Here is a 19,141-nt window from a genome sequence, read left to right as displayed (position 1 = left end):
ATGTGCGCGATTGCAGAACGCAGGGATGGTGCTCATGAAACTGCAACTGGCCACGATGGCCGCGTTGGTTGTGGCAACTGCAACCCTGGCTCCGGTGGCGGATGCCAATGCCGGAGTACCGGGATCGAGCGTCTCGTGTGTACCCGTGAACGTGGATCGCAACCGCGTCCACCAGCATTGCACGGAGACTTATGTCGACGAACAGGGCAATGTGCACGAAGCCGAGTACTGGATCGACGAGTACGGCAACCCCTATCTGAAGTAAGCCCCCCATCGACAAGGAGCGTGAAGATGAGACTGCATGAAGGTTGGTCGGGAAGTTCGTTTGCCGCCGTGTTGGCCGTGTCGATGCTGGCCCCGGTCGCCACCACCGCGGCGGCCGAAGTCGTCGAGGTCCAGGAAGAGTGCGTGCCCTTCCGCATCGCTGGCAACGTGTTCCACCAGCGCTGCACGTCGTACGTGCTCTACGACGATGGCACCCGCGAAGTGACCGGGCATTACAACCGTGACGAGAACGGGATGATCTACGACCCCTGATCGCCCTGCGCGGTCCGCCGGGCGGGGCGTTGATCCCCCGCCCGGCATCTCCCAGCCGCCCATCCCGGCATACCGCTGCCTTCGCCTTCCATGGCATGCTCCGTGAAACCGTTTTCATGGAATGGAGGGATTCCACGATGTTGTCGCGTCTCCGTCGCCCTGCGCTGTGTGCGCTGCTGGCGCTTGCTCTACCCGCCGTTACCCTGGCCGCTGCACCGGCACCGCTGAAAGTGATGTCGTTCAACGTCCGCACCCCGGCCGATACCGAACCGGGCAAGCGCTGGCCCGATCGCCGCGATGCGATGGTCAAGGTCATCCTCGATGCGCACCCGGCGGTGATCGGCACCCAGGAGCTGGTGAAGGAACAGGCTGACTACCTCTCCGAGCACCTGCCCGGCTATCGCTGGTTCGGCGAAGGGCGCCGCGGTGGCAGCGGTGACGAACACATGGGCGTGTTCTACGACAGCAAGGTGCTGGCGATCGAACAGTCCGGCAACTTCTGGCTGTCCGACACGCCGGACGTACCCGGCAGCATCACCTGGGGCAACCTGTATCCGCGCATGGTCACCTGGGCGTTGTTCCGACGGCTGGACGATGGCCGTCGCTTCTATTTCATGGACACCCACCTGCCCTACCGCGACGAAGACGAGCCGCGCCGGGTAAAGGGTGCCGAACTGATCGGCAGGCATCTGGCGACCCTGCCGGCCGACCTGCCCGTGGTGCTGACCGGTGATTTCAACAGCGAGCCCGGCGGCGACACCTACAAGGCGTTCACCCGTCTGCTGCAGGACACCCGCACCCAGGTGAAGACTCCGCAGGGCCCGCGCCTGACGTTCCACGATTTCACCGGCAAGGCCACCGTGCAGCTGGACTGGGTGCTGGTGCGTGGCTTCCACGCGCGCCGCTTCCTCACCGATGACCGCCGCATCGGCGGCGTGCTGCCATCGGATCACTTCCCGCTGGTGGTCGAGCTGGACTGGCCGAAGCACTGAACCTGTACGGCAGCCGCGGCTAAGGCGGCGGCTGCCGCGACAACAGGCGGTACAGCGCCTGATGCTGGTTGCGCGCCTGGCAGATGCGGGCACCGACCGCCAGAAATACGGAGATGCCGATCAGGCCCAGCCCCAGCATCGGGTCCTGCAGGCGCATGAAGCCCACCGCAGCAGCCATCGTGGCCAGCACCATCAGCACCACGACCGCCACCGACAGCCCGGCACCCTGAGGTCCCGGATCACCGAACAGCATCCACCGGGTATCTCGTTTGCCACCGGTCATGACCTTCCCTCCCAGAAGCCTGCCCCACTAGTTACACCGTGGACACGTGTTACGGCAGAGTCAGAAGCGTCATAACTGTGATAAGGCGCACAGCATGCGCGACGGCGACCCTGACTGCGGTCGCGAACCGTGGCCTGCAGCGTGCCCCCCGTGCGAGCCGGACGCGTGGCAGCCCGGCATCGGCCCTGAAAGAACAAGGGGACGGAAGCCATCGCTTCCGTCCCCTGCCGGTTACTGCACCTGCGCCACGCTCGGTAGCTGCGGCGACTGACCCCAGCCGCCCAGCGCCTTGTACACGCCGACAACACTGACATTGACCTCGGCTTCGGCAGCCGCCAACGCGTCATCGGCCGCCAACTGCGTGCGCTGCGCGTCAAGCAGGGTCAGGAAATCTTCCGAACCCTCGCGATAGCGGATCTGCGCCAGCGATTCGGCACGCCGCGCCGCCTGTGCCTGCTCGACCACAATCGCCAGCCGTGCCTGTTGCTTGGAGTAGCGGGTCAGTGCGTTCTCGGTGTCTTCCAGCGCCAGCAGCACCGCCTGCTCGTACTGCGCGGCCACGCCTTCGGCCTCGGCCTTGCTGGCACGCAGGCGAGCACGCACGGTGCCGAAATCGAATGCCGCCCAGCTCAGCGACGGCGTCAGCGACCACGCCTTGTTGCTGCCGTTGACCAGGCCGCTGGCGTCGCCACCGAGGAAGCCGACGAAGCCGGACAGCGACAGCCGCGGGAACAGATCGGCGGTGGCCACGCCCACGCGTGCCGTGGCAGCGGCCAGGCGACGCTCCGCCACGCGCACGTCGGCACGCTGGCGCAGCAGTTCACGGGTATCGCCCAGTGGCAACGCTTTGGCGAAGGCCGGCACTTCATGCGGTGCCAGCATTGCCGTCAACACTTCCGGGCGCTGGCCCAGCAATACCGCCAGACGGTTGCGCGACTGCGTCTCGGCCACTTCCAGCAGCGGTATGTCGGCCTCGATCGCCTTCAGGCGGGCACGGCTGCTCTGCACATCCAGCTCGCTGCCGGCGCCCAGCTCCCAGCGCGCCTCGGTCAGCTTCTGCGTATCGCGCAGGTTCTCCAGCGTGTGCTGGGCCACGGCGATGCGCTTCTGCGTGCCACGCAGCTCGAAGTAGTTGCGCGCCACTTCGGCGGCGACCAGCACCTGTGCGTCGGCCAGGTTGGCCTGCTCGGCGTCGAGGTCGGCTCGCGCGGCTTCTGCAGCACGGCGCTTGCGGCCGAACAGATCCAGCTCCCAGCCGGCGTCGAAGCCGAGCTGGTAGCTTTCACTGAACACCCGCTGCCCACCCCGCTGCGGATCGGGTTGCTTGCGGCGGTCGTAGCTGCCGCCTGCGGTGATGTGCGGAGCCTGGTCGAAGCGGCTTTCGACGAACACCGCCCGGGCCTGGCTGACGCGGGCCACCGCCACGCGCAGGTCGAGGTTGTCCGACAGGGCACCGTACACCAGTTCTTCGAGCACCGGGTCATCGAACTGCGCCCACCAGCTGGCAACCGGCGAGGTGGTGCTGAACACCGGCTGCTGCGCACCCTGCAGCACCACAGGCTCCTGGACCGGCGCCTTGTAGTTGGGGCCGACGCTGACACAGCCTGCCAGCACCAGGCTGGAGACGGCCATCGCCAACGTGCGGATCACCATGGCAGCACCTCGCCCAAGTAGGTGAAGCTGCCGCTGGCGCCGGATTCACCGATCAGCGCCATTTCCACGCTGGAACGTGCGCCTTCGCTGATTTCGATTTCGCCGTTGCCGCCGTTCATGTCGGTCTTCACGTAACCCGGATGCACGGTGTTGACCTTGATCGGGGTATTGCGCAGTTCGTAGGCCAGGCTCAGGGTCCAGCTGTTCACCGCCGCCTTGGAGGCGTTGTAGGCCGGGATCTTGAAATCGTAGATGGCCGACGCCGGGTCGGCGTGCAGGGTCTGCGAGCCGAGCATGCTCGATACGTTGACGATGCGCCCGGACTTGGCCTGCTTGACCAGCGGCAGGAAGGCCTGGGTGACCGCCACCAGCGCATACACGTTGGTGTCGAAGGTGCGCTTCCAGGTATCGAGTGACTGCTCCGACGGTGCCTGCGCCGGGTTCTCGATCATGATGCCGGCGTTGTTGACCAGGATGTCGAGGCGGCCATGGCGCTGGCGCACCTGCTCGACCGCTTCGGCGATGCTGGCCGCATCGGTCACGTCCAGCTGGATGGCTTCGACCGGCAGGCCTTCAGCCTGCAGCTGCAGTGCCAGCTCCACTGCCGTATCGCGCTTGCGACCGGCCAGCAGCGTGTGCACGCCGGCCTGGGCGAGCTGGCGCACGGTTTCCAGGCCGATGCCACGGGTGGCGCCGGTCACCAGCGCGATCTTGTTCTGATGGGTATTCATGGATGCATGCCTCGTAAGGGAGAAGCCGCCGCCGGCCAATGACCGGCGGCGACGGGGTTCCATGTCAGTGGTGGATGGTCGGTTCGCCGTGCTGCACCAGCTGGCCACCGCCGTTGCGGGTGACGAACTTGCGCAGGGCCACGTAGAACACCGGGGTGAGGAACAGGCCGAACAGGGTCACGCCGAGCATGCCGGCGAACACGGTGATACCGGTCACCGAGCGCACTTCGGCGCCTGCACCGTGCGACAGCACCAGCGGCACGGTGCCGGCGATGAACGCGATGGAGGTCATCACGATCGGGCGCAGGCGCAGGCGGCAGGCTTCCAGCGCGGCTTCAACGATACCCTTGCCGCCCATCTCCAGCTCTCTGGCGAATTCGACGATCAGGATCGCGTTCTTGCACGCCAGGCCCATCAGCACTACCAGGCCGACCTGCACGAACACGTTGTTGTCACCACCGGTCAGCCACACGCCAAACAGCGCGGACAGCAGGGTCATCGGAACGATCAGGATCACCGCCAGCGGCAGCGACCAACTCTCGTACAGCGCGGCCAGCACCAGGAAGGCCAGCATGATCGCCACCGGGAACACGATGAAGGCGGCCTTGCCCTGCGTGGCCTGCTGGTAACTCAGGTCGGTCCATTCGGTGGTCATGCCCACCGGCAGCACCTTGCCGGCGATCTCGGTCAGCTTGTTCATCGCTTCGGCCGAGGACAGCAGGCGCGGGTCGGCTTCACCGGCCAGGTCCGCGGCCGGGTAACCGTTGAAGCGCAGCACCGGGTCCGGGCCGAAGGTCTGCTTGATGGTGACCATCGAACCGATCGGCACCATCTCGCCGCGGTCATTGCGGGTACGCAGCTTGCCGATGTCCTCGACCGTCTCGCGGAACGGACCGTCGGCCTGGGCGATCACCTGCCAGGTGCGGCCGAACTGGTTGAAGTCGTTGACGTAGGCCGAACCCAGGTAGGTCTGCAGCGTGTCGAACAGTTCGGTGAGCTGTACGCCCTGAGCCTTCGCCTTGACACGGTCCACCTCGGCATCGAGCTGCGGCACGTTGGCCTGGTAGCTGGAAATCGGGAAGGCCATGCCCGGGGTCTGCGCAACGGTACCCTGCATCGCCTGCACGGCATTCTGCAATGCGCCGTAGCCCAGGTTGCCGCGGTCCTCGATGAACATCTGGTAGCCGTTGCCGTTGCCCAGGCCGAGGATCGGCGGCGGCATCATCGCGAACGCGAAGCCCTCCTGCAGGCCGGCGATCTTCTGGTTGATCTCGGCATTGATCTGCGCGGCGGTACGGCCATGACGCTCGGCGAACGGCTTGAGCGGAATGAACGCCACACCGGTGTTCGGCGTGTTGGTGAACTGCAGCGCATTCAGGCCCGGGAACGAAATGGTGTGGGCCACGCCGTCGGTTTCCTGGGCGATCTTGGCCACCTTGCGCAGCATTTCATCGGTACGCGCGATCGACGAGCCTTCCGGAAGCTTCACGCCGGCGATCAGGTACAGCTTGTCCTGGGTCGGGATGAAGCCCGGCGGCACCAGCTTGAAGATCACGCCGGTACCGACCAGCAGGATCGCGTAGACCACGAACACCGCGCCGCGACGGCCGAGGATGCGGGCCACGCCACGCTCGTACTTCTCCGAACTGGACTTGAAGAAGCGGTTGAACGGGCGGAACACCCAGCCGAACAGGCGATCGATCAGGCGGCTCGGGCCATCCTTCGGTGCGCCGTGGGCCTTCAGCAGGCGCGCGGCCAGCGCTGGCGACAGGGTCAGCGAGTTGATCGCCGAGATCACCGTGGAGATGGCGATGGTGACCGCGAACTGCTTGTAGAACTGGCCGGTGACACCGGACAGGAACGCCATCGGCACGAACACGGCACACAGCACCAGCGCGATCGCCACGATCGGGCCGGACACCTCACGCATGGCCTGGTGTGCCGCCGCGGTGGGCGACAGGCCTTCTTCGATGTTGCGCTCGACGTTCTCCACCACCACGATCGCGTCGTCGACCACGATGCCGATCGCCAGCACCAGGCCGAACAGGCTCAGCGTGTTGATCGAGAAGCCCAGCAGGTACAGCGCAGCAAAGGTACCCACCACCGACACCGGCACCGCGATCAACGGGATGATCGAGGCACGCCAGGTCTGCAGGAACAGGATCACCACCAGCACCACCAGCGCGATGGCTTCCAGCAGCGTGGAGACCACGGCCTTGATCGAATCGCGCACGAAGATGGTGGTGTCATACACGGCTTCGTACTTGACGTCGGCCGGCATGGTCTTCTGCATCTCGTCCATCGTCGAGATGACATGGTCACGAATCTCCAGCGCGTTCGCACCCGGCGACTGGAAGATACCGATACCGACCGCGTTCTTGCCGTCCAGCTGCGAACGCAGGGTGTAGTCACCCGCACCCAGTTCCAGGCGGGCCACGTCGGACAGGCGCACGATCTCGCCATCGGTGCCGCTCTTGAGCACGATGTCGCCGAATTCCTTCTCGGTCTTCAGCCGGCCCTGGGCATTGATCAGGGTCAGGAACTTGCTGTCCGGCAGCGGTTCGGCGCCGAGCTGGCCGGCCGACACCTGCACGTTCTGCTCGCGCATGGCGCGCACGACGTCGCTGGCGGTCAGCCCGCGCGATGCCACCTTGTCCGGGTCCAGCCAGGCGCGCATGGCGTAGTCGCCGCCACCGAAGATCTGCGCGTCACCCACGCCCGGAATACGCGCCAGCGCGTCCTTGACGTGCAGGCGTGCGTAGTTGCGCAGGTACAGGGTGTCGTACTTGCCTTGCGGCGAGGTCAGGTGCACCACCATCAGGAAGGTCGGCGACTGCTTCTGCGTGGTCACGCCCTGCCGGCGCACGTCTTCGGGCAGGCGCGCCTGCGCCTGCGCCACGCGATTCTGCACCTTCACCGCCGCCGCGTCCGGGTCGGTGCCCGGGCGGAAGGTGACGGTCATCTGCAGCACGCCGTCCGAGCCGGCGACCGACTTCAGGTACATCATGCCTTCAACGCCGTTGATGGCTTCTTCAAGCGGCGTGGCGACGGTCTCGGCAATGACCTTGGGGTTGGCGCCCGGATAGACCGTGCGCACGACCACCGACGGCGGCACCACTTCGGGGTACTCGCTGATCGGCAGGATCGGAATCGTGATCAGGCCTGCGGCGAAGATCACGATCGACAGCACCGCCGCGAAGATCGGCCTGTCGATGAAGAAACGGGAAAAGTCCATGGAGGAATTCCTGGGAAAGGCTGACGGCGGGCAACAGCCACCCTGCCCCTCGCCGGGATGACGAAGGCAGGGAAGGCTGCCGCTGGCGCCGGCAGCTAAGCGGGGACGCGGATCAGGAGACGGCGGATCAGTGCTTCAGGGCAGCAGTGGCATCGCGGCCCGGTGCCGGCGCCGGCTGTGGCTGCATCGCCACCGCCTTGGCCTGCACCGGCATGCCCGGCATGAAGACCTTCTGCACGCCGTCGATGATCACCTTGTCACCGGCGGCCAGGCCGTGCTCGACGATACGCAGGCCGTCGGCGGTGCGGCCGAGCTGGATGTCGCGGCGCTGGGCCTTGCCATCCTTGTCGACCACGTAGACGTACTTGCGGTCCTGGTCGGTCAGCACCGCCTTGTCGTCGATCAGCAGGGCCTGGAACTGGCCGCTGCCGAGCAGCTGCACGCGGGCGAACAGGCCCGGCGTGAACTGGCGGTCGGCGTTGTCCAGCAGTGCGCGGACGCGGATGGTGCCAGTGCTGCGGGCAACCTGGTTGTCGAGGAAGTCGACCTTGCCCGCGTGCGGGTAGCCTTCTTCACCGGACAGGCCGACCTTCACCGGCAGTTCGCTGTCACGCTCGCTCGGGCGCTCACCCTTGCGTGCCATCTGGGCATAGCGCAGGAAGGTGCTTTCGTCGGCATCGAAGTAGACGAACACGGTATCCAGCGAGACCAGCGTGGTCAGCACGCTGGCGCTGTCGCCGGCGGTGACCAGGTTGCCGGCGGTGACCATCGCGCGGCCGGCACGGCCGTCGATCGGTGCACGCACCTTGGTGAACTCCAGGTTGAGGCGGGCCGCATCCAGCGCCGCCTGCGCGGCCTGAACGGCGGCGCCGGACTGGTCGGCGGCGGCACGACGCTGCTCGGCGGTCTCGGTGGAGATCGCCTGCTGCTCGGACAGCCGCTTGGCACGCTCGGACTCGCTGCGGGCCAGCGTGGCCTGGGTACGTGCCCGGGCCAGCTCGGCCGCAGCGCGATCGTACTCGGCCTGGTAGCTGCGCGCGTCGATGGTGAAGAGCACTTCGCCCTTCTTCACTTCCTGGCCTTCGACGTAGTTGACCTTGTCGATGTAGCCGGACACGCGCGGACGCAGTTCAACGCTCTGTACCGCTTCGACGCGGCCGCTGAATTCGTCCCACTGGCTGACCTGCTTGACCAGCACCGGCGCTGCGCTGACCTGCGGCGGAGGTGGTGCACCGGCTTCTTCGGCATGGCCGCCGCTGCAGGCCGCCAGCACGGCCGCGGCGAGGATCGACACGCCGACCATCGCGATGCGATGGCCGAAACGATGTGGGGTGGTATTGGGGGAAGTCATGGCATGCATCCGTACGGAGGGGTGGTACAGCTATATGAGAACGTGTTGCAAAAATCGGCGCCGCATACTGCGACCTCAACCTTGGTCGAGGTCAAGCGACGCCTGCGGTATCGCGCCACAAAGGGGGGACTTCAAGGTGCAGCAGGCCGCGCGGCAATTCGGCATCGCTGCTGTCACACCGGACGATGGCGCGGTTGTCACGGCAACCATCCAGCAGTGAGACCACGCGGCGGCCGACCAGCAGCGAGCTGGGCCACTCGATGCAGGCGTTGGCGGCGTTGGCCGGCGTGCACACCGGGCTGCACACTTCCAGCATCTGCGCGCGCACGCCCAGCGCCTGCGCTTCCTGGTGCACCACCTGCGCATACATGCGCAGTGCAGCGGTGGTGATCGAGGTTTCGCCGTAGCCCGCCCATGGCTTGGCGTTGGCCGGGCTGCCGATCATCACGTAGCGGCGCGCGTGCACGTTGTCCTGCAGCAGCGGCAGCAGGTGACGCACCGCGTGTACGTGCGGCATCAGATCGGCCTGCATCGCGCCCATCAGTTCATCACCGTTGCGATCGGTCACCCGGCCGCGGCGGTACGGGCCGCCCATCGCGGCGATCACCGCCGCCAGCGGTCGAGGGCGCTGCGCGATGCGTTCGGCCAGCGCGCGCGCCGATCCATCGTCGCTGAGCGAACCCAGCACCGTCTCCAGGCCCGGCTCATCGGCAAACTGCTCGTGCAGTGCCGCCAGCCGGCCCGGGTCGCGGCCAACCACAAGCACCGGGCTGCCGGCCTCCAGCAATGCGCCGACCACGCCCTGGCCGACCGCACCGGTGCCACCGAGAACCAGGACTTCGGGCGTCAGTATCCCATTCACGGGACATTTCCTCCCAAATCCGGGATAGTCCCGATTCGACGCAGGCGGTCGCCCTTGTGCGGGGCCAGGCGGACCGCGCCGCCACGCTGCTGACGCATGGGGGCGGTAAACTCACGAAAGTCCTTGTGCACCAAGGAACTCGGACGGGCTTCGACGGTCATCGCCAGGTCCAGGGTGTTCTGGCCGGCGTTCCGGAGTCGGGCAAGAATGTTGCGCAGGCTCATGGGGGACGGGCTCCAACTAACGAATGGCGCCACGATAGACCTCAAACCTTTACTTGATTAGTCCTGATTAAGGGGAATAATCATCCCGCACCCGGTCCAATCGTTCTGTCACGATTGTCCCATCCCCGACGTCCAGGACCCCCGACCATGTCCCACGATCTCAACGAGACGCTGATCTTCGTCAAGGTGGTCGAGCAAGGCAGCTTCATTGCCGCTGCCAAATCGCTCGGCCTGCCCAAGACCACGGTCAGCCGCAAAGTGCAGGAGCTGGAAACGCGCCTGGGCGCGCGACTGCTGCACCGGACCACGCGACGCCTCGGCCTGACCGAAGCCGGTTCGATCTATCACGAGCATTGCCAGCGCATCGCCCGCGAACTGGAAGAAGCCGAGAGCGCGGTGAGCCAGCTGCAGTCCGGCCCGCGCGGCTGGCTGCGCTTCACCGTGCCCTACTCGATCGGCATCACCTGGATCGCCCCGCTGCTGGGCCAGTTCCATGCGCAATATCCAGAGATCCGCCTGGACATGCACATGGGCAATGAGAAGCTGGACCTGATTGCCGGCGAAGCAGATCTCGCGTTGCGCGTCGGTGCCCTGCCCGATTCCAACCTGGTCGCGCGCAAACTCGGCAGCCTGCGCACGCAGGTGTTCGCCAGCCCGGCCTACATCGAACGCTATGGCGAGCCGCTGCATCCGGAAGAGCTGCAGTTCCATCGCATCCTGGCCATGCGCAAGCCGTACCACACCGGCAACTCCCCGCGCTTCACCTGGCAGCTGGGCGAGAACGGCGGCGAACTGCGCGACTTCCCGGTCACCCCGCTGATGACGGCCAACGACATGTCTGCGTTGAATGGCGCGCTGGTGTGTGGCGAAGGCCTGCTGCTGACCGGCGACGTGATGGCCAAGCCGTTCGTCGAGTCGGGCATGGTGCGCCGCGTACTGGCCGGCTGGACCGGCCCGGAAGTGGACTTCAACGCCGTGTTCGCCGGTGGCCGCCTGGTCTCGCCGAAGGTGCGTGCGTTCGTCGACTTCCTGGTCGAGAAGCTCAACTTCGACGCCAACTACATGCTGGCCCAATGCCCGGGCGCGAAGCTGGCACAGCAGCAGAAGGCGCAGGAAGACGCGGCACTGGAAAGCAGCGGCAAGCGCATCCTGGAGAAGGTGGCCGCTTCGGCGGCATGACCGAGGGTATCCACGCATGGCGTGGAGCTACCCCGGCCGCTGTGCAAGCACGTGTTCGACCAGCGCGCGCAGTTTCGGCTCGGATTGGCGACGGCTGGGGTAGTACAGGAAGAAGCCTGCGAACCGCGGGCAGAACGCATCCAGCACGGACACCAGTTCGCCGCGCTGCAGCCAAGGGCGCCAGGTTTCTTCCATGCCGATGGCCAGCCCCGCCCCGGCCAACGCCAACCTGAGCATTACGCCCATGTCGTTGCTGGTGATTTCCGGCTGCACATCGACACTGAACTCCCGGCCGCGCTCCTCGAACTCCCAGCGATAAGGCGCCCTGCCCGGCGCGCTGCGCCAGCCGATGCAGCGATGGGCGGCCAGCTCACGCGGATGGGTCGGCAGCACGTGCGCGTCGCGATAGTCCGGCGAGCACACCACAAGCTGGCGTTGCCGCGCCGACACCGGAACCGCGACCATGTCCTGGGCAATGACCTCGCCCAGACGCACCCCGGCGTCGAAGCCTGCGCCGACGATGTCGAACACGTCGTCGGTCACCGTGATGTCCACCTGCAGCGCCGGATAACGTGCCGCGAACGTGGCCAGCAACGGGCCCGCCAGGAACGCCTCGGCGATGGAGGACACCGCAAGCCGCAATTGCCCGGAGACGGCGGCCTGGCGGCGCACGCTGGCCTCCAGCGCATCGCCCAGCTCCGCCAGCGCAGGGCTGACCGAAACCAGCAGGGACTGCCCGGCGTCAGTGAGGCTGACGCTGCGCGTCGTGCGCTGCACCAGGGCAACACCCAGCGACTGTTCCAGCTTGGCGATGGTCTGGCTGACCGCCGAGCGGGTCACCCCCAGTTGCTGGGCCGCACCCGTGAAGCTGGCGCAATCCGCCACCCGCTGGAAGACCGCCAGGGCATTGAGGTCGATCGGCATTGTTTAGCAACTCTGAACAAGGTGATCAGCAGTAGCCATCTTATCGCGACAAGGTGCGGCGTCTACCGTGGTTGCACCGGGCACGCCCCGGCACTCCCCACTCCTTCAGAGACACTGCCATGAGCCTTTCCCGAACCATCCTGATCACCGGTGCCTCCAGCGGCATCGGCGCCGGCATCGCCCGCGCCCTCGCCCGACCAGGTGCGCGCCTGGTACTCGGTGCCCGCCGAGTGGATCGCCTGCACGCACTTGCCGACGAACTGCGCCAACAAGGTGCCGAGGTGCAGGTCCACGCGCTCGACGTAACCCAGCGGACGCAGGTCGAGGCGTTCGCCGAGGCCGCGCGGCAGCACTTCGGTTCAATCGATGTGATCGTCAACAATGCCGGCGTGATGCCCTTGTCCCGGATGGCGTCGCTGAAAGTGGAGGAATGGGACCGGATGATCGACGTCAACATCCGCGGCGTGCTCTACGGCATTGCCGCCGTGCTGCCCGGGATGATCGCGCAGCGTGGTGGCCAGATCATCAACATCGCCTCGGTTGGCGCACTGAGCGTATCGCCCACTGCAGCGGTGTACTGCGCGACAAAATATGCGGTGCGTGCGATCTCCGAGGGCCTTCGCCAGGAGCACCGCGAGTTGCGGGTGACCTGCATCCATCCTGGCGTGGTCGAGAGCGAGTTGGCGGACAGCATCACCGATCCTGCTGCAGCCGAGCTGATGGTCGGCTACCGCGCCATCGCGCTGCAGCCGGATGCGATTGGACGCGCGGTGCGGTTCGCCATCGAGCAACCGGCCGATGTGGATGTGAATGAGATCGTAGTGCGACCTACCGCGACGGTGTGAGGTGGGGAAAGGACGCGTAGAGTCGAGCCATCGGCGTGCCGGGCAAGCTCGGCACCTACAAAAATGCCGCCTGCAAGGGCGGCATTTTCGGTCCGGCTATGACTGGCTTCCGGTAGATGCCGACCTTGGCCGGCGCCGTTCGCACAAGCCGCGAACGGGAACGCTATCGGCGTGCCGAGCACGCTCGGCACCTGCAAAAATGCCGCCTGCAAGGGCGGCATTTTCGTTCCGGCTACGCCGGAACTGTAACGCTGCGCGTTACTGCTTCAGCGGAATCACGCGGATCTCGACGCGGCGGTTCTTTGCACGGCCGGCGTCGGTGCTGTTGTCGGCAATCGGATACGCCTTGCCGGCGCCCAGGGTTTCGATACGCACGCTCTGCACGCCCTGGCCGATCAGGTACTGGGCGACCGAGTCGGCGCGTTCCTTCGACAGTCGGTTGTTCACAGCGTCGCTGCCGATGCTGTCGGTGTGGCCGACCACTTCGATCATGGTCTGGTTGTACTCACGCAGCGTACCGGCGACGCCATTGAGCGAGCCGTAGAACTGCGGCTTCAGGGTCGCCTTGCCGAAGTCGAAGGTGATGCCGTCCGGCAGGTTCAGCATGATGTTGTCGCCCTGGCGCTGCACATCGATGCCGGTATTGGCAGTGCGCTCACGCAGGGCGCGTTCCTGGCGATCCTGGTACTGGCCGACGGCGGCGCCGCTGAGCGCGCCGATACCTGCGCCGATCAGCGCGTGCTGGCGGCGCTCGGTGGCGCTGTCGCCGGTGAGCAGGCCGGCGGCCACGCCGATGGCGGTACCGATCAGCGCATTGCGGCCGGTGCGGTTCTGCTGCTCGGTCGGGTTGCCGTACTGGTCACTCTGCACATAGGAGCCGCCGGTGGCGCAGGCCGACAGGACGGCCGCACTCATCAGGGCCAGTGCGACGTTGCGGGTGGTGTTGCGGATCATGGGGTTCTCCTTGGTTTCCGGTCGGGCCGACGGCTTGCGGGCGCAAAGAGAATAAACAGGCAAATGCGATGTCGGGATGATGATCCCGCCCGATGACAGGCCCGCGTTCAGCTAACTGACCGGATCGCTCAGGTCGCCCTTTACCCCCGCCCCCGACTGGCGGTAAGCCGCCAGCGCGGCGTCGCGGCCCGCAGCCAGATCCACCAGCGGCGTGCGCGGATAGTCCGGTGCGTGTGCGGCCAGCAGCAGCGGATGCTGCCAGGGCGCAAAGCGTGCCTTCACCGGCAGCGCCGCCAGCTCGGGTACCCAACGGCTGATGTAACGGGCCTGCGGATCGAACTTCTCGGCCTGGGTGACCGGGTTGAAGACGCGGAAGTAGGGTGCGGCATCTGCGCCGGTCCCTGCCACCCACTGCCAGCCCATCGTGTTGTTGGCCAGGTCGGCATCGACCAGGGTGTCCCAGAACCAGCGCGCGCCGTGCAGCCAGTGCGCACGCAGGTGCTTGCACAGGTAGCTGGCAACGATCATCCGCACCCGGTTGTGCATGTAGCCGGTGTGCCACAGCTCGCGCAGACCGGCATCGACGATCGGCACACCGGTGTTCCCGCGCTGCCAGTCGTGCAGCTGCGTGGCACTGGGGTCTGCCCACGGAAAGCGGTCAAAGCGCGGGTTGAGGTTGTCGGTCGGCGTCTTCGGGAAGTGATGCAGCAGGTGGTAGGCAAAGTCGCGCCAGCCCAGTTGGCGCAGGTAGCCATCGATGTCGGCGTCGGTGCCGGCGTTGCGTAAGCCCTCCAGCGCACGGGCGATGCGCCAGGGTGCGATTTCGCCGAAATGCAGGTGCGGCGACAGCCGCGAGGTGCCGACACGGTCCGGGAGGTCACGCTGTTCGCGGTAGCCGCGCAGCGCGCCGTCCTTGAATACCGACAGCGCCTCCAGCGCACCGGTTTCGCCCGGCTGCCAGTGCTCCCAGAAGCCGGTGTCCCAGTCCAGCGTCGGTGCCAGCTGGAGATCATCCAGTACGAGGCTGTCGACCGAATGTGCCGGCAGCGTCTCCGGCGCGGCCTGCAATGCTGGCAAACGCCAATGGCTGAGTACGTTGCGCCAGTACGGGGTGAATACCTTGTACGGCTGTCCCTGCTGGGTGGCGATATCCCAGGGCTCGAACAACAGGCTGCCATTGCAGCTCTGCGCGTCGATGCCCTGCTCACGCAGCGTGCGCTTGATGGTGGCATCGCGTGGCTGGGTCGCAGGCTCGTACTTGCGGTTCCAGTACACGGCTTCGGCGCCGGTCTGCTCGATCAGGGCCTGCAGCGTCGGCAGGCTGTCACCGCTGCGCAGCACCAGCGAGGAACCGCGCGCGCGCAGACCCGCATCCAACGCGGCCAGGGAACGATGGCGCCACGCATCGGAGGCCGCGCCCGGCGCCCACTCGCCTTCTTCGTGCGGCGCATGGATGTAGACCGGCACTACGTCGTGCCCTGCATCCAGCGCGGCCTGCAGGGCCGGATTGTCCTGCAGCCGCAGATCACAGCGGAACCATACCAACGCTACCGACACAGACACCGCCTTTGTTGTTGAAGGCGGACATGATAGCCAGCGGTGGTGAAGGCGCTGCACGCAGACACCCTCTGCTAGGCTGCCGGGCCGCCCCCTCGCTGGACCCTGACATGGATGATCTGCATGCCCCATTCGCCCGCTTCGGCCTGCTACGGGCCCAGCACGAGGGTGACTGGCAGGGTCCTTTCCCGCTGCCGCCTGTACTGGCGCGGTTCTACGCGCAGGTGGGACCGCTGGGTCATGAGATCAATGCGAAGGTGGGCAATGCCGGCATCACCCTTCCGGGCCTCGATGTCTGGATACCGCCGCTGCGGCGTCTGTGGGGTCACCAGGCCGGCTATCGCTGGCATGGCGTCAGCGGCGAGCCGATCGACAACTGGCCATCGAACTGGCTGGTGATTGCCGATCGCGGCGCCGATCCGTTCATCCTCGACCTGGATGACGGCCGTGTGCTGTTCAGCCATCACGGTGCCGGCCTGCTGGATGCCGGCGAGATCGCCGCCGACGTGCCGATTCTGGTGGCCGCGCTGGTGGCCGCCGGCACCGTGTATCTGGATGCGGGTGACGACCTCTACAACGATGACGACGATGGCGGCATCCGCGCCGTGCATGAGGAAGCGGCGTTGCAGGCGGTTGCGCAGGTGCTGGGCAACCGCCTGGACGCTGAGAGCTTCATTCAATCGCTGATGGGGTGAATCCACGCAGGGCCTGGTTCTACTTTTCGAAGCGCTGCATCGCCTCGCTGATCAGCGCCCGCGCCTCGGCAGCGTTGCCCCATCCGTTGAGCTGCACCGGGTTGCGCCCGGCCGGCAGGTCCTTGTAGACCCGGAAGAACGCTTCGATGCGCTGCCGTTCGATCTCCGGCAGATCCTTCAGATCGCGGATGTTGGCGTAGGTCGGATCCACCTTGTCGGTCGGCACGCCGATGATCTTCTCGTCGTGCTCACCGCCGTCGATCATCTTCAGGTAGCCGATTGGCCGGAAGCGCACGATCACGCCCGGATGCAGGGGTTCGCGGGTCAGCACCAGGGCGTCCAGCGGATCGTTGTCGCCCGCCAACGTGCGCGGCATCGAACCGTAGTTGGCCGGATAGGCGACCGGCATCGACTGGAAACGATCCACATGCATCAGGCCGTCTTCCTTGATTTCGTACTTGGTGAAGCTCCCTGCCGGAATCTCCACCGCCAGATTCACTTCCTGCGGTGCCTGCTTCGGCTGCGCCGCCAGGAAGGGATGCAGCACGGAATCGGCAGCGGTCACCGTACTGGCCAGCAACAGCAGGGCAGCGCCGATGGCGGCGAACGGCAGGATGCGGTGGGGCGTGGTCATCGGCATCTCCTCATTCCCAGCAGCGGTCGGTACGACCCTTGGCGGTCTGTGCGCGCGGGCAGTCGCGTGGCGTAATGCGGCCTTCAGTCAGCTCCGTGCGCTGCTTGCCCCCCTTGGCATCGCGACGCAGCTCGAAGGCATCGTAGAGACGACCGGTCACGGTACGCGCCTCATAGCGCAGGTGCTGTGGGTCGATGTGCAGCACCTGGAACAACTGGGTATCCTCGGCCACCGGATCCATCGTCTTTCGTGCCTCGTCAGAGAGACGGTACTGCTTTGGCCCCGCCACGGTCACCACGTACTGTGGCGGCGCGGCCTGCCCTTCGCCACGGCGACCGTAGGTGTGATCGTGGCCCTGCAGCACCAGATCGACGTTGTGGCGGCGCACCACCGGCAGCAGCACGTCGCGCAGCGCAGCGTTCTCGCGTCCTTCGCGCGGCGAATAGAACGGCTGGTGCAGCAGCACGAGGGTCCATGGCTGCGGATTGCCGGTCAGCACCTTGTCCAGCCATTGTGCCTGTGCCTTGGCGGTGCCCAGATCGAGTGCCGACGTGCCATCGACCACCGCCACGCGCACGCCCTGCGCATCGAACCAGTAGCTGGTCTGCTGTGCGGCGCTGGCGCCATTGCCCGGCAGCGCGAACGTGACCGGCCAATGCTTGCCCAGCACGCGGCGCTCCTGCGGCGTGTCCTCGAACTCCTCGAAGTACTCGTGGTTGCCGATCGCAGGCGCCACCAGCGTTTCCTGCGCCAGCCAGCTGGTCGCAGCAAACCACTCGCCCCACTCGCTGTCATCCATGTTGTCGCCGCCGCTGACCAGATCGCCGGCAAACAGGCTCATCCGCGCCTGCGGTGCAGCCTTCAGCGCGGCACGCACTACCCGGCTGACATGGCTGACGTTCTTGTTCTGGGTGTCGCCGAAGTACAGCAGGGTCAGCGGCTGGTCGGCGGCGGCCAGCGTGCGCAGCTGGTTCCAGGCGCTCCAGCTGCCATTGCCCTGCACGCGATAGACGTACTGGGTATCCGGTTGCAGGCCGCCGATGTCGGCGCGGTGGTGGTGCGACAGCCCGTTCTCGGTCTGCAGCGCGCGTGTCGTGGCACGCGCCTGCCGGATGCCTTCGATGGCCGGTGAATCACCGGCGATGGCAATCTCCAGCAGCGGCGCCTGCACGCTGCCATCGGTGCGCCATGCCACGGCGAAACCGTGGCTGGGATCGACTGCAGGCGAAGCCACGATGCGGTCAGGCACCGTGGTTGCCGCGTAATGGCGGCTGCCCGCAGGAACCTGGGTGTTCGGTTCAGCCGCGGCGAACGACAGCGACGGCACGGCCAACAGCAGGCCCAACACCAGCGTGTACATCACGCAAGGCCGGCTCATGCGCCACACTCCAGCGGCAGCGCCAGCTGCTTGGCGATGCTTTCCCAGTCAAACGCCACCACGCCCTGGTCGTCGTGCACCGCGTACAGCGCACCGTGCGGGAAGCGTGCGCTGGGTTGCTGCATCATCCAGATGCCGTCGGTGTTGGCCACGGTATTGCCCTGGAATGCGCCCACCGGCTTCAGGGTATGGCGATCGAACAGGTGGAACACGCTGCGCTGCTTGCCCTGTTCGGTGGTGATCCACCAGCCGTCCTTGCCACAGGTGCGCAGGGTCACGCCTTCGGCCTGTGCCTTGAACACATCACGCCCGAAGGTGGTGCCGGTGAAACGCCCCGCCAGCGTGTAGACCTTGAACTCGCTGGCGTAGCTCTCGTCCTCCTCAGCGATCAGCAGGCGGTCGTTCTCGGGGTCGCCCCAGATCGATTCGACCACGCGCAGGGCACCCGCCTCACTGGTGTCACCAATGCTGGCCACACGTTTCGCTTCGACCTTCGCACCGTCGCGGGTCACCTGGTACTGGCGCACGCGCTTGTCCAGCTCCGCCAGCGGCGGCAGGATGTCACGACCCTGTGCATCCTCGCCGTTGTCCCAGGAGTCGGTGACGTAGACGCTGTAGCCATCGGCACGGCGGTCGACCCACAGCCCGTACGGCTTGCGCAGGTCGTCCGCAGCGAAGGTCGCCAGCGGGGTGAAGTCCGGCAGGCCCAGCACCTGTACGCGGTGATTGTCGCGCTCCACGACCCACAGCAGATCGTCGGTCACCGCGATGCCGTTTGGGCGGTCGAACTGCCCTGGCGCGGTGCCGCTGCTGCCGACGTCGCGCAGGTGCTGGCCGGTGCTGCCGTCGTAGACCACCAGCTTGTCGGTGGCCTTGGCAGTGGCGATCAGCCACAGCTTTCCGTCGGGTGCACGCCAGGCGGCCGGCGAATCAATGTTGTCCGCTGGCGTCATCGGCGAAAGAAACGCCTCGGCGATGGTAACGACCGTGCGACCGGCGGTGGCCTTCGCCGTGGTCGTGGCCGCGGCCGGATCAATGCCGGCGGCCGGCGTGCAGCCCGCCAGCAGGGCAGCCGCCAGCGCCGCGGCCATGACGGTGATGCGACGC

At 66.5% G+C, this 19,141-nt stretch carries 19 protein-coding genes; 6 read left to right on the top strand and 13 right to left on the bottom strand.

Going from position 1 to position 19,141, the window contains the following annotated elements; all coding sequences use genetic code 11:
• Positions 1 to 34 precede the first annotated feature (34 nt).
• The 3 genes from QP512_RS08235 (at position 35) to QP512_RS08225 (ending at position 1,529) form a co-directional block, all read left to right on the top strand.
• On the top strand, positions 35 to 265 hold the full coding sequence (locus QP512_RS08235) for a hypothetical protein (RefSeq protein WP_286071666.1): 231 nt from the start codon (positions 35 to 37) through the stop codon (positions 263 to 265).
• A gap of 26 nt (positions 266 to 291) precedes the next feature.
• Complete coding sequence (locus tag QP512_RS08230; RefSeq protein WP_286071665.1) at positions 292 to 537, top strand: hypothetical protein; 246 nt, start codon at positions 292 to 294, stop codon at positions 535 to 537.
• A gap of 137 nt (positions 538 to 674) precedes the next feature.
• Complete coding sequence (locus QP512_RS08225) at positions 675 to 1,529, top strand: endonuclease/exonuclease/phosphatase family protein (protein WP_286071664.1); 855 nt, start codon at positions 675 to 677, stop codon at positions 1,527 to 1,529.
• A 19-nt stretch (positions 1,530 to 1,548) separates the two neighbouring features.
• Here the strand turns inward: QP512_RS08225 and QP512_RS08220 are convergent, their stop codons facing one another.
• The 7 genes from QP512_RS08220 to QP512_RS08190 all read right to left on the bottom strand — a co-directional run bounded on the left by QP512_RS08220 (position 1,549) and on the right by QP512_RS08190 (position 9,868).
• Complete coding sequence (locus tag QP512_RS08220) at positions 1,549 to 1,812, bottom strand: hypothetical protein (protein WP_286071663.1); 264 nt, start codon at positions 1,810 to 1,812, stop codon at positions 1,549 to 1,551.
• Positions 1,813 to 2,043: 231 nt separating this feature from the next.
• Complete coding sequence (locus QP512_RS08215) at positions 2,044 to 3,465, bottom strand: efflux transporter outer membrane subunit (protein ID WP_286071662.1); 1,422 nt, start codon at positions 3,463 to 3,465, stop codon at positions 2,044 to 2,046.
• A complete protein-coding gene (locus QP512_RS08210; protein WP_286071661.1) occupies positions 3,459 to 4,196 on the bottom strand; it encodes an SDR family oxidoreductase in 738 nt (245 codons plus the stop codon). The genes QP512_RS08215 and QP512_RS08210 overlap by 7 nt, the downstream gene beginning before the upstream one ends.
• A gap of 64 nt (positions 4,197 to 4,260) precedes the next feature.
• The gene (locus QP512_RS08205; RefSeq protein WP_286071660.1) at positions 4,261 to 7,431 is read right to left on the bottom strand and encodes a multidrug efflux RND transporter permease subunit; all 3,171 of its coding nucleotides are present in this window, start codon (positions 7,429 to 7,431) and stop codon (positions 4,261 to 4,263) included.
• Between the two features lie 127 nt (positions 7,432 to 7,558).
• Entirely contained in the window at positions 7,559 to 8,782 is a 1,224-nt protein-coding gene (locus QP512_RS08200; protein ID WP_071305809.1) for an efflux RND transporter periplasmic adaptor subunit, read from the bottom strand.
• A 91-nt stretch (positions 8,783 to 8,873) separates the two neighbouring features.
• A complete protein-coding gene (locus tag QP512_RS08195; protein ID WP_286071659.1) occupies positions 8,874 to 9,644 on the bottom strand; it encodes an SDR family NAD(P)-dependent oxidoreductase in 771 nt (256 codons plus the stop codon).
• The gene (locus tag QP512_RS08190) at positions 9,641 to 9,868 is read right to left on the bottom strand and encodes a hypothetical protein (protein ID WP_286071658.1); all 228 of its coding nucleotides are present in this window, start codon (positions 9,866 to 9,868) and stop codon (positions 9,641 to 9,643) included. Before QP512_RS08190 ends, QP512_RS08195 begins: the two co-directional genes overlap by 4 nt.
• A gap of 147 nt (positions 9,869 to 10,015) precedes the next feature.
• Between QP512_RS08190 and QP512_RS08185 the strand changes: the two genes are divergently transcribed.
• The gene (locus QP512_RS08185; protein WP_005416157.1) at positions 10,016 to 11,047 is read left to right on the top strand and encodes a LysR family transcriptional regulator; all 1,032 of its coding nucleotides are present in this window, start codon (positions 10,016 to 10,018) and stop codon (positions 11,045 to 11,047) included.
• 27 nt (positions 11,048 to 11,074) lie between these two features.
• On the opposite strand, the gene QP512_RS08180 is transcribed toward QP512_RS08185, so the two are convergent.
• Positions 11,075 to 11,971, bottom strand: coding sequence for a LysR family transcriptional regulator (locus tag QP512_RS08180; RefSeq protein WP_286071657.1), 897 nt, complete (start codon positions 11,969 to 11,971; stop codon positions 11,075 to 11,077).
• Positions 11,972 to 12,090: 119 nt separating this feature from the next.
• Between QP512_RS08180 and QP512_RS08175 the strand changes: the two genes are divergently transcribed.
• Positions 12,091 to 12,816 carry an SDR family oxidoreductase gene (locus QP512_RS08175; protein WP_286071656.1) on the top strand — a complete coding sequence of 242 codons (726 nt, stop codon included), beginning with the start codon at positions 12,091 to 12,093 and terminating at the stop codon, positions 12,814 to 12,816.
• A 258-nt stretch (positions 12,817 to 13,074) separates the two neighbouring features.
• Here the strand turns inward: QP512_RS08175 and QP512_RS08170 are convergent, their stop codons facing one another.
• Both QP512_RS08170 and QP512_RS08165 read right to left on the bottom strand, forming a co-directional pair.
• Entirely contained in the window at positions 13,075 to 13,770 is a 696-nt protein-coding gene (locus QP512_RS08170; RefSeq protein ID WP_005416156.1) for an OmpA family lipoprotein, read from the bottom strand.
• 111 nt (positions 13,771 to 13,881) lie between these two features.
• Entirely contained in the window at positions 13,882 to 15,327 is a 1,446-nt protein-coding gene (locus QP512_RS08165; protein ID WP_286072013.1) for a deoxyribodipyrimidine photo-lyase, read from the bottom strand.
• A 110-nt stretch (positions 15,328 to 15,437) separates the two neighbouring features.
• Here QP512_RS08165 and QP512_RS08160 point away from each other — a divergent pair, with 110 nt between their 5' ends.
• Entirely contained in the window at positions 15,438 to 16,022 is a 585-nt protein-coding gene (locus QP512_RS08160) for a hypothetical protein (protein ID WP_286071655.1), read from the top strand.
• Positions 16,023 to 16,041: 19 nt separating this feature from the next.
• On the opposite strand, the gene QP512_RS08155 is transcribed toward QP512_RS08160, so the two are convergent.
• Genes QP512_RS08155 through QP512_RS08145 form a run of 3 tightly spaced genes read right to left on the bottom strand, consistent with a single transcriptional unit; the run spans position 16,042 to position 19,125 of the window.
• Positions 16,042 to 16,656 carry an inorganic diphosphatase gene (locus QP512_RS08155; RefSeq protein WP_286071654.1) on the bottom strand — a complete coding sequence of 205 codons (615 nt, stop codon included), beginning with the start codon at positions 16,654 to 16,656 and terminating at the stop codon, positions 16,042 to 16,044.
• A 10-nt stretch (positions 16,657 to 16,666) separates the two neighbouring features.
• On the bottom strand, positions 16,667 to 18,016 hold the full coding sequence (locus QP512_RS08150; protein WP_286072012.1) for a metallophosphoesterase family protein: 1,350 nt from the start codon (positions 18,014 to 18,016) through the stop codon (positions 16,667 to 16,669).
• A gap of 14 nt (positions 18,017 to 18,030) precedes the next feature.
• A complete protein-coding gene (locus QP512_RS08145; protein ID WP_286072011.1) occupies positions 18,031 to 19,125 on the bottom strand; it encodes a phytase in 1,095 nt (364 codons plus the stop codon).
• Between the last annotated feature and the right edge of the window lie 16 nt (positions 19,126 to 19,141).

The organism is Stenotrophomonas sp. 57 (genome assembly GCF_030291075.1).
In the GTDB taxonomy this organism is placed as follows: Bacteria; Pseudomonadota; Gammaproteobacteria; order Xanthomonadales; family Xanthomonadaceae; genus Stenotrophomonas.
Note: the sequence above shows the minus strand (reverse complement) of the source record. Positions and strands in the feature narration are given on the sequence as shown.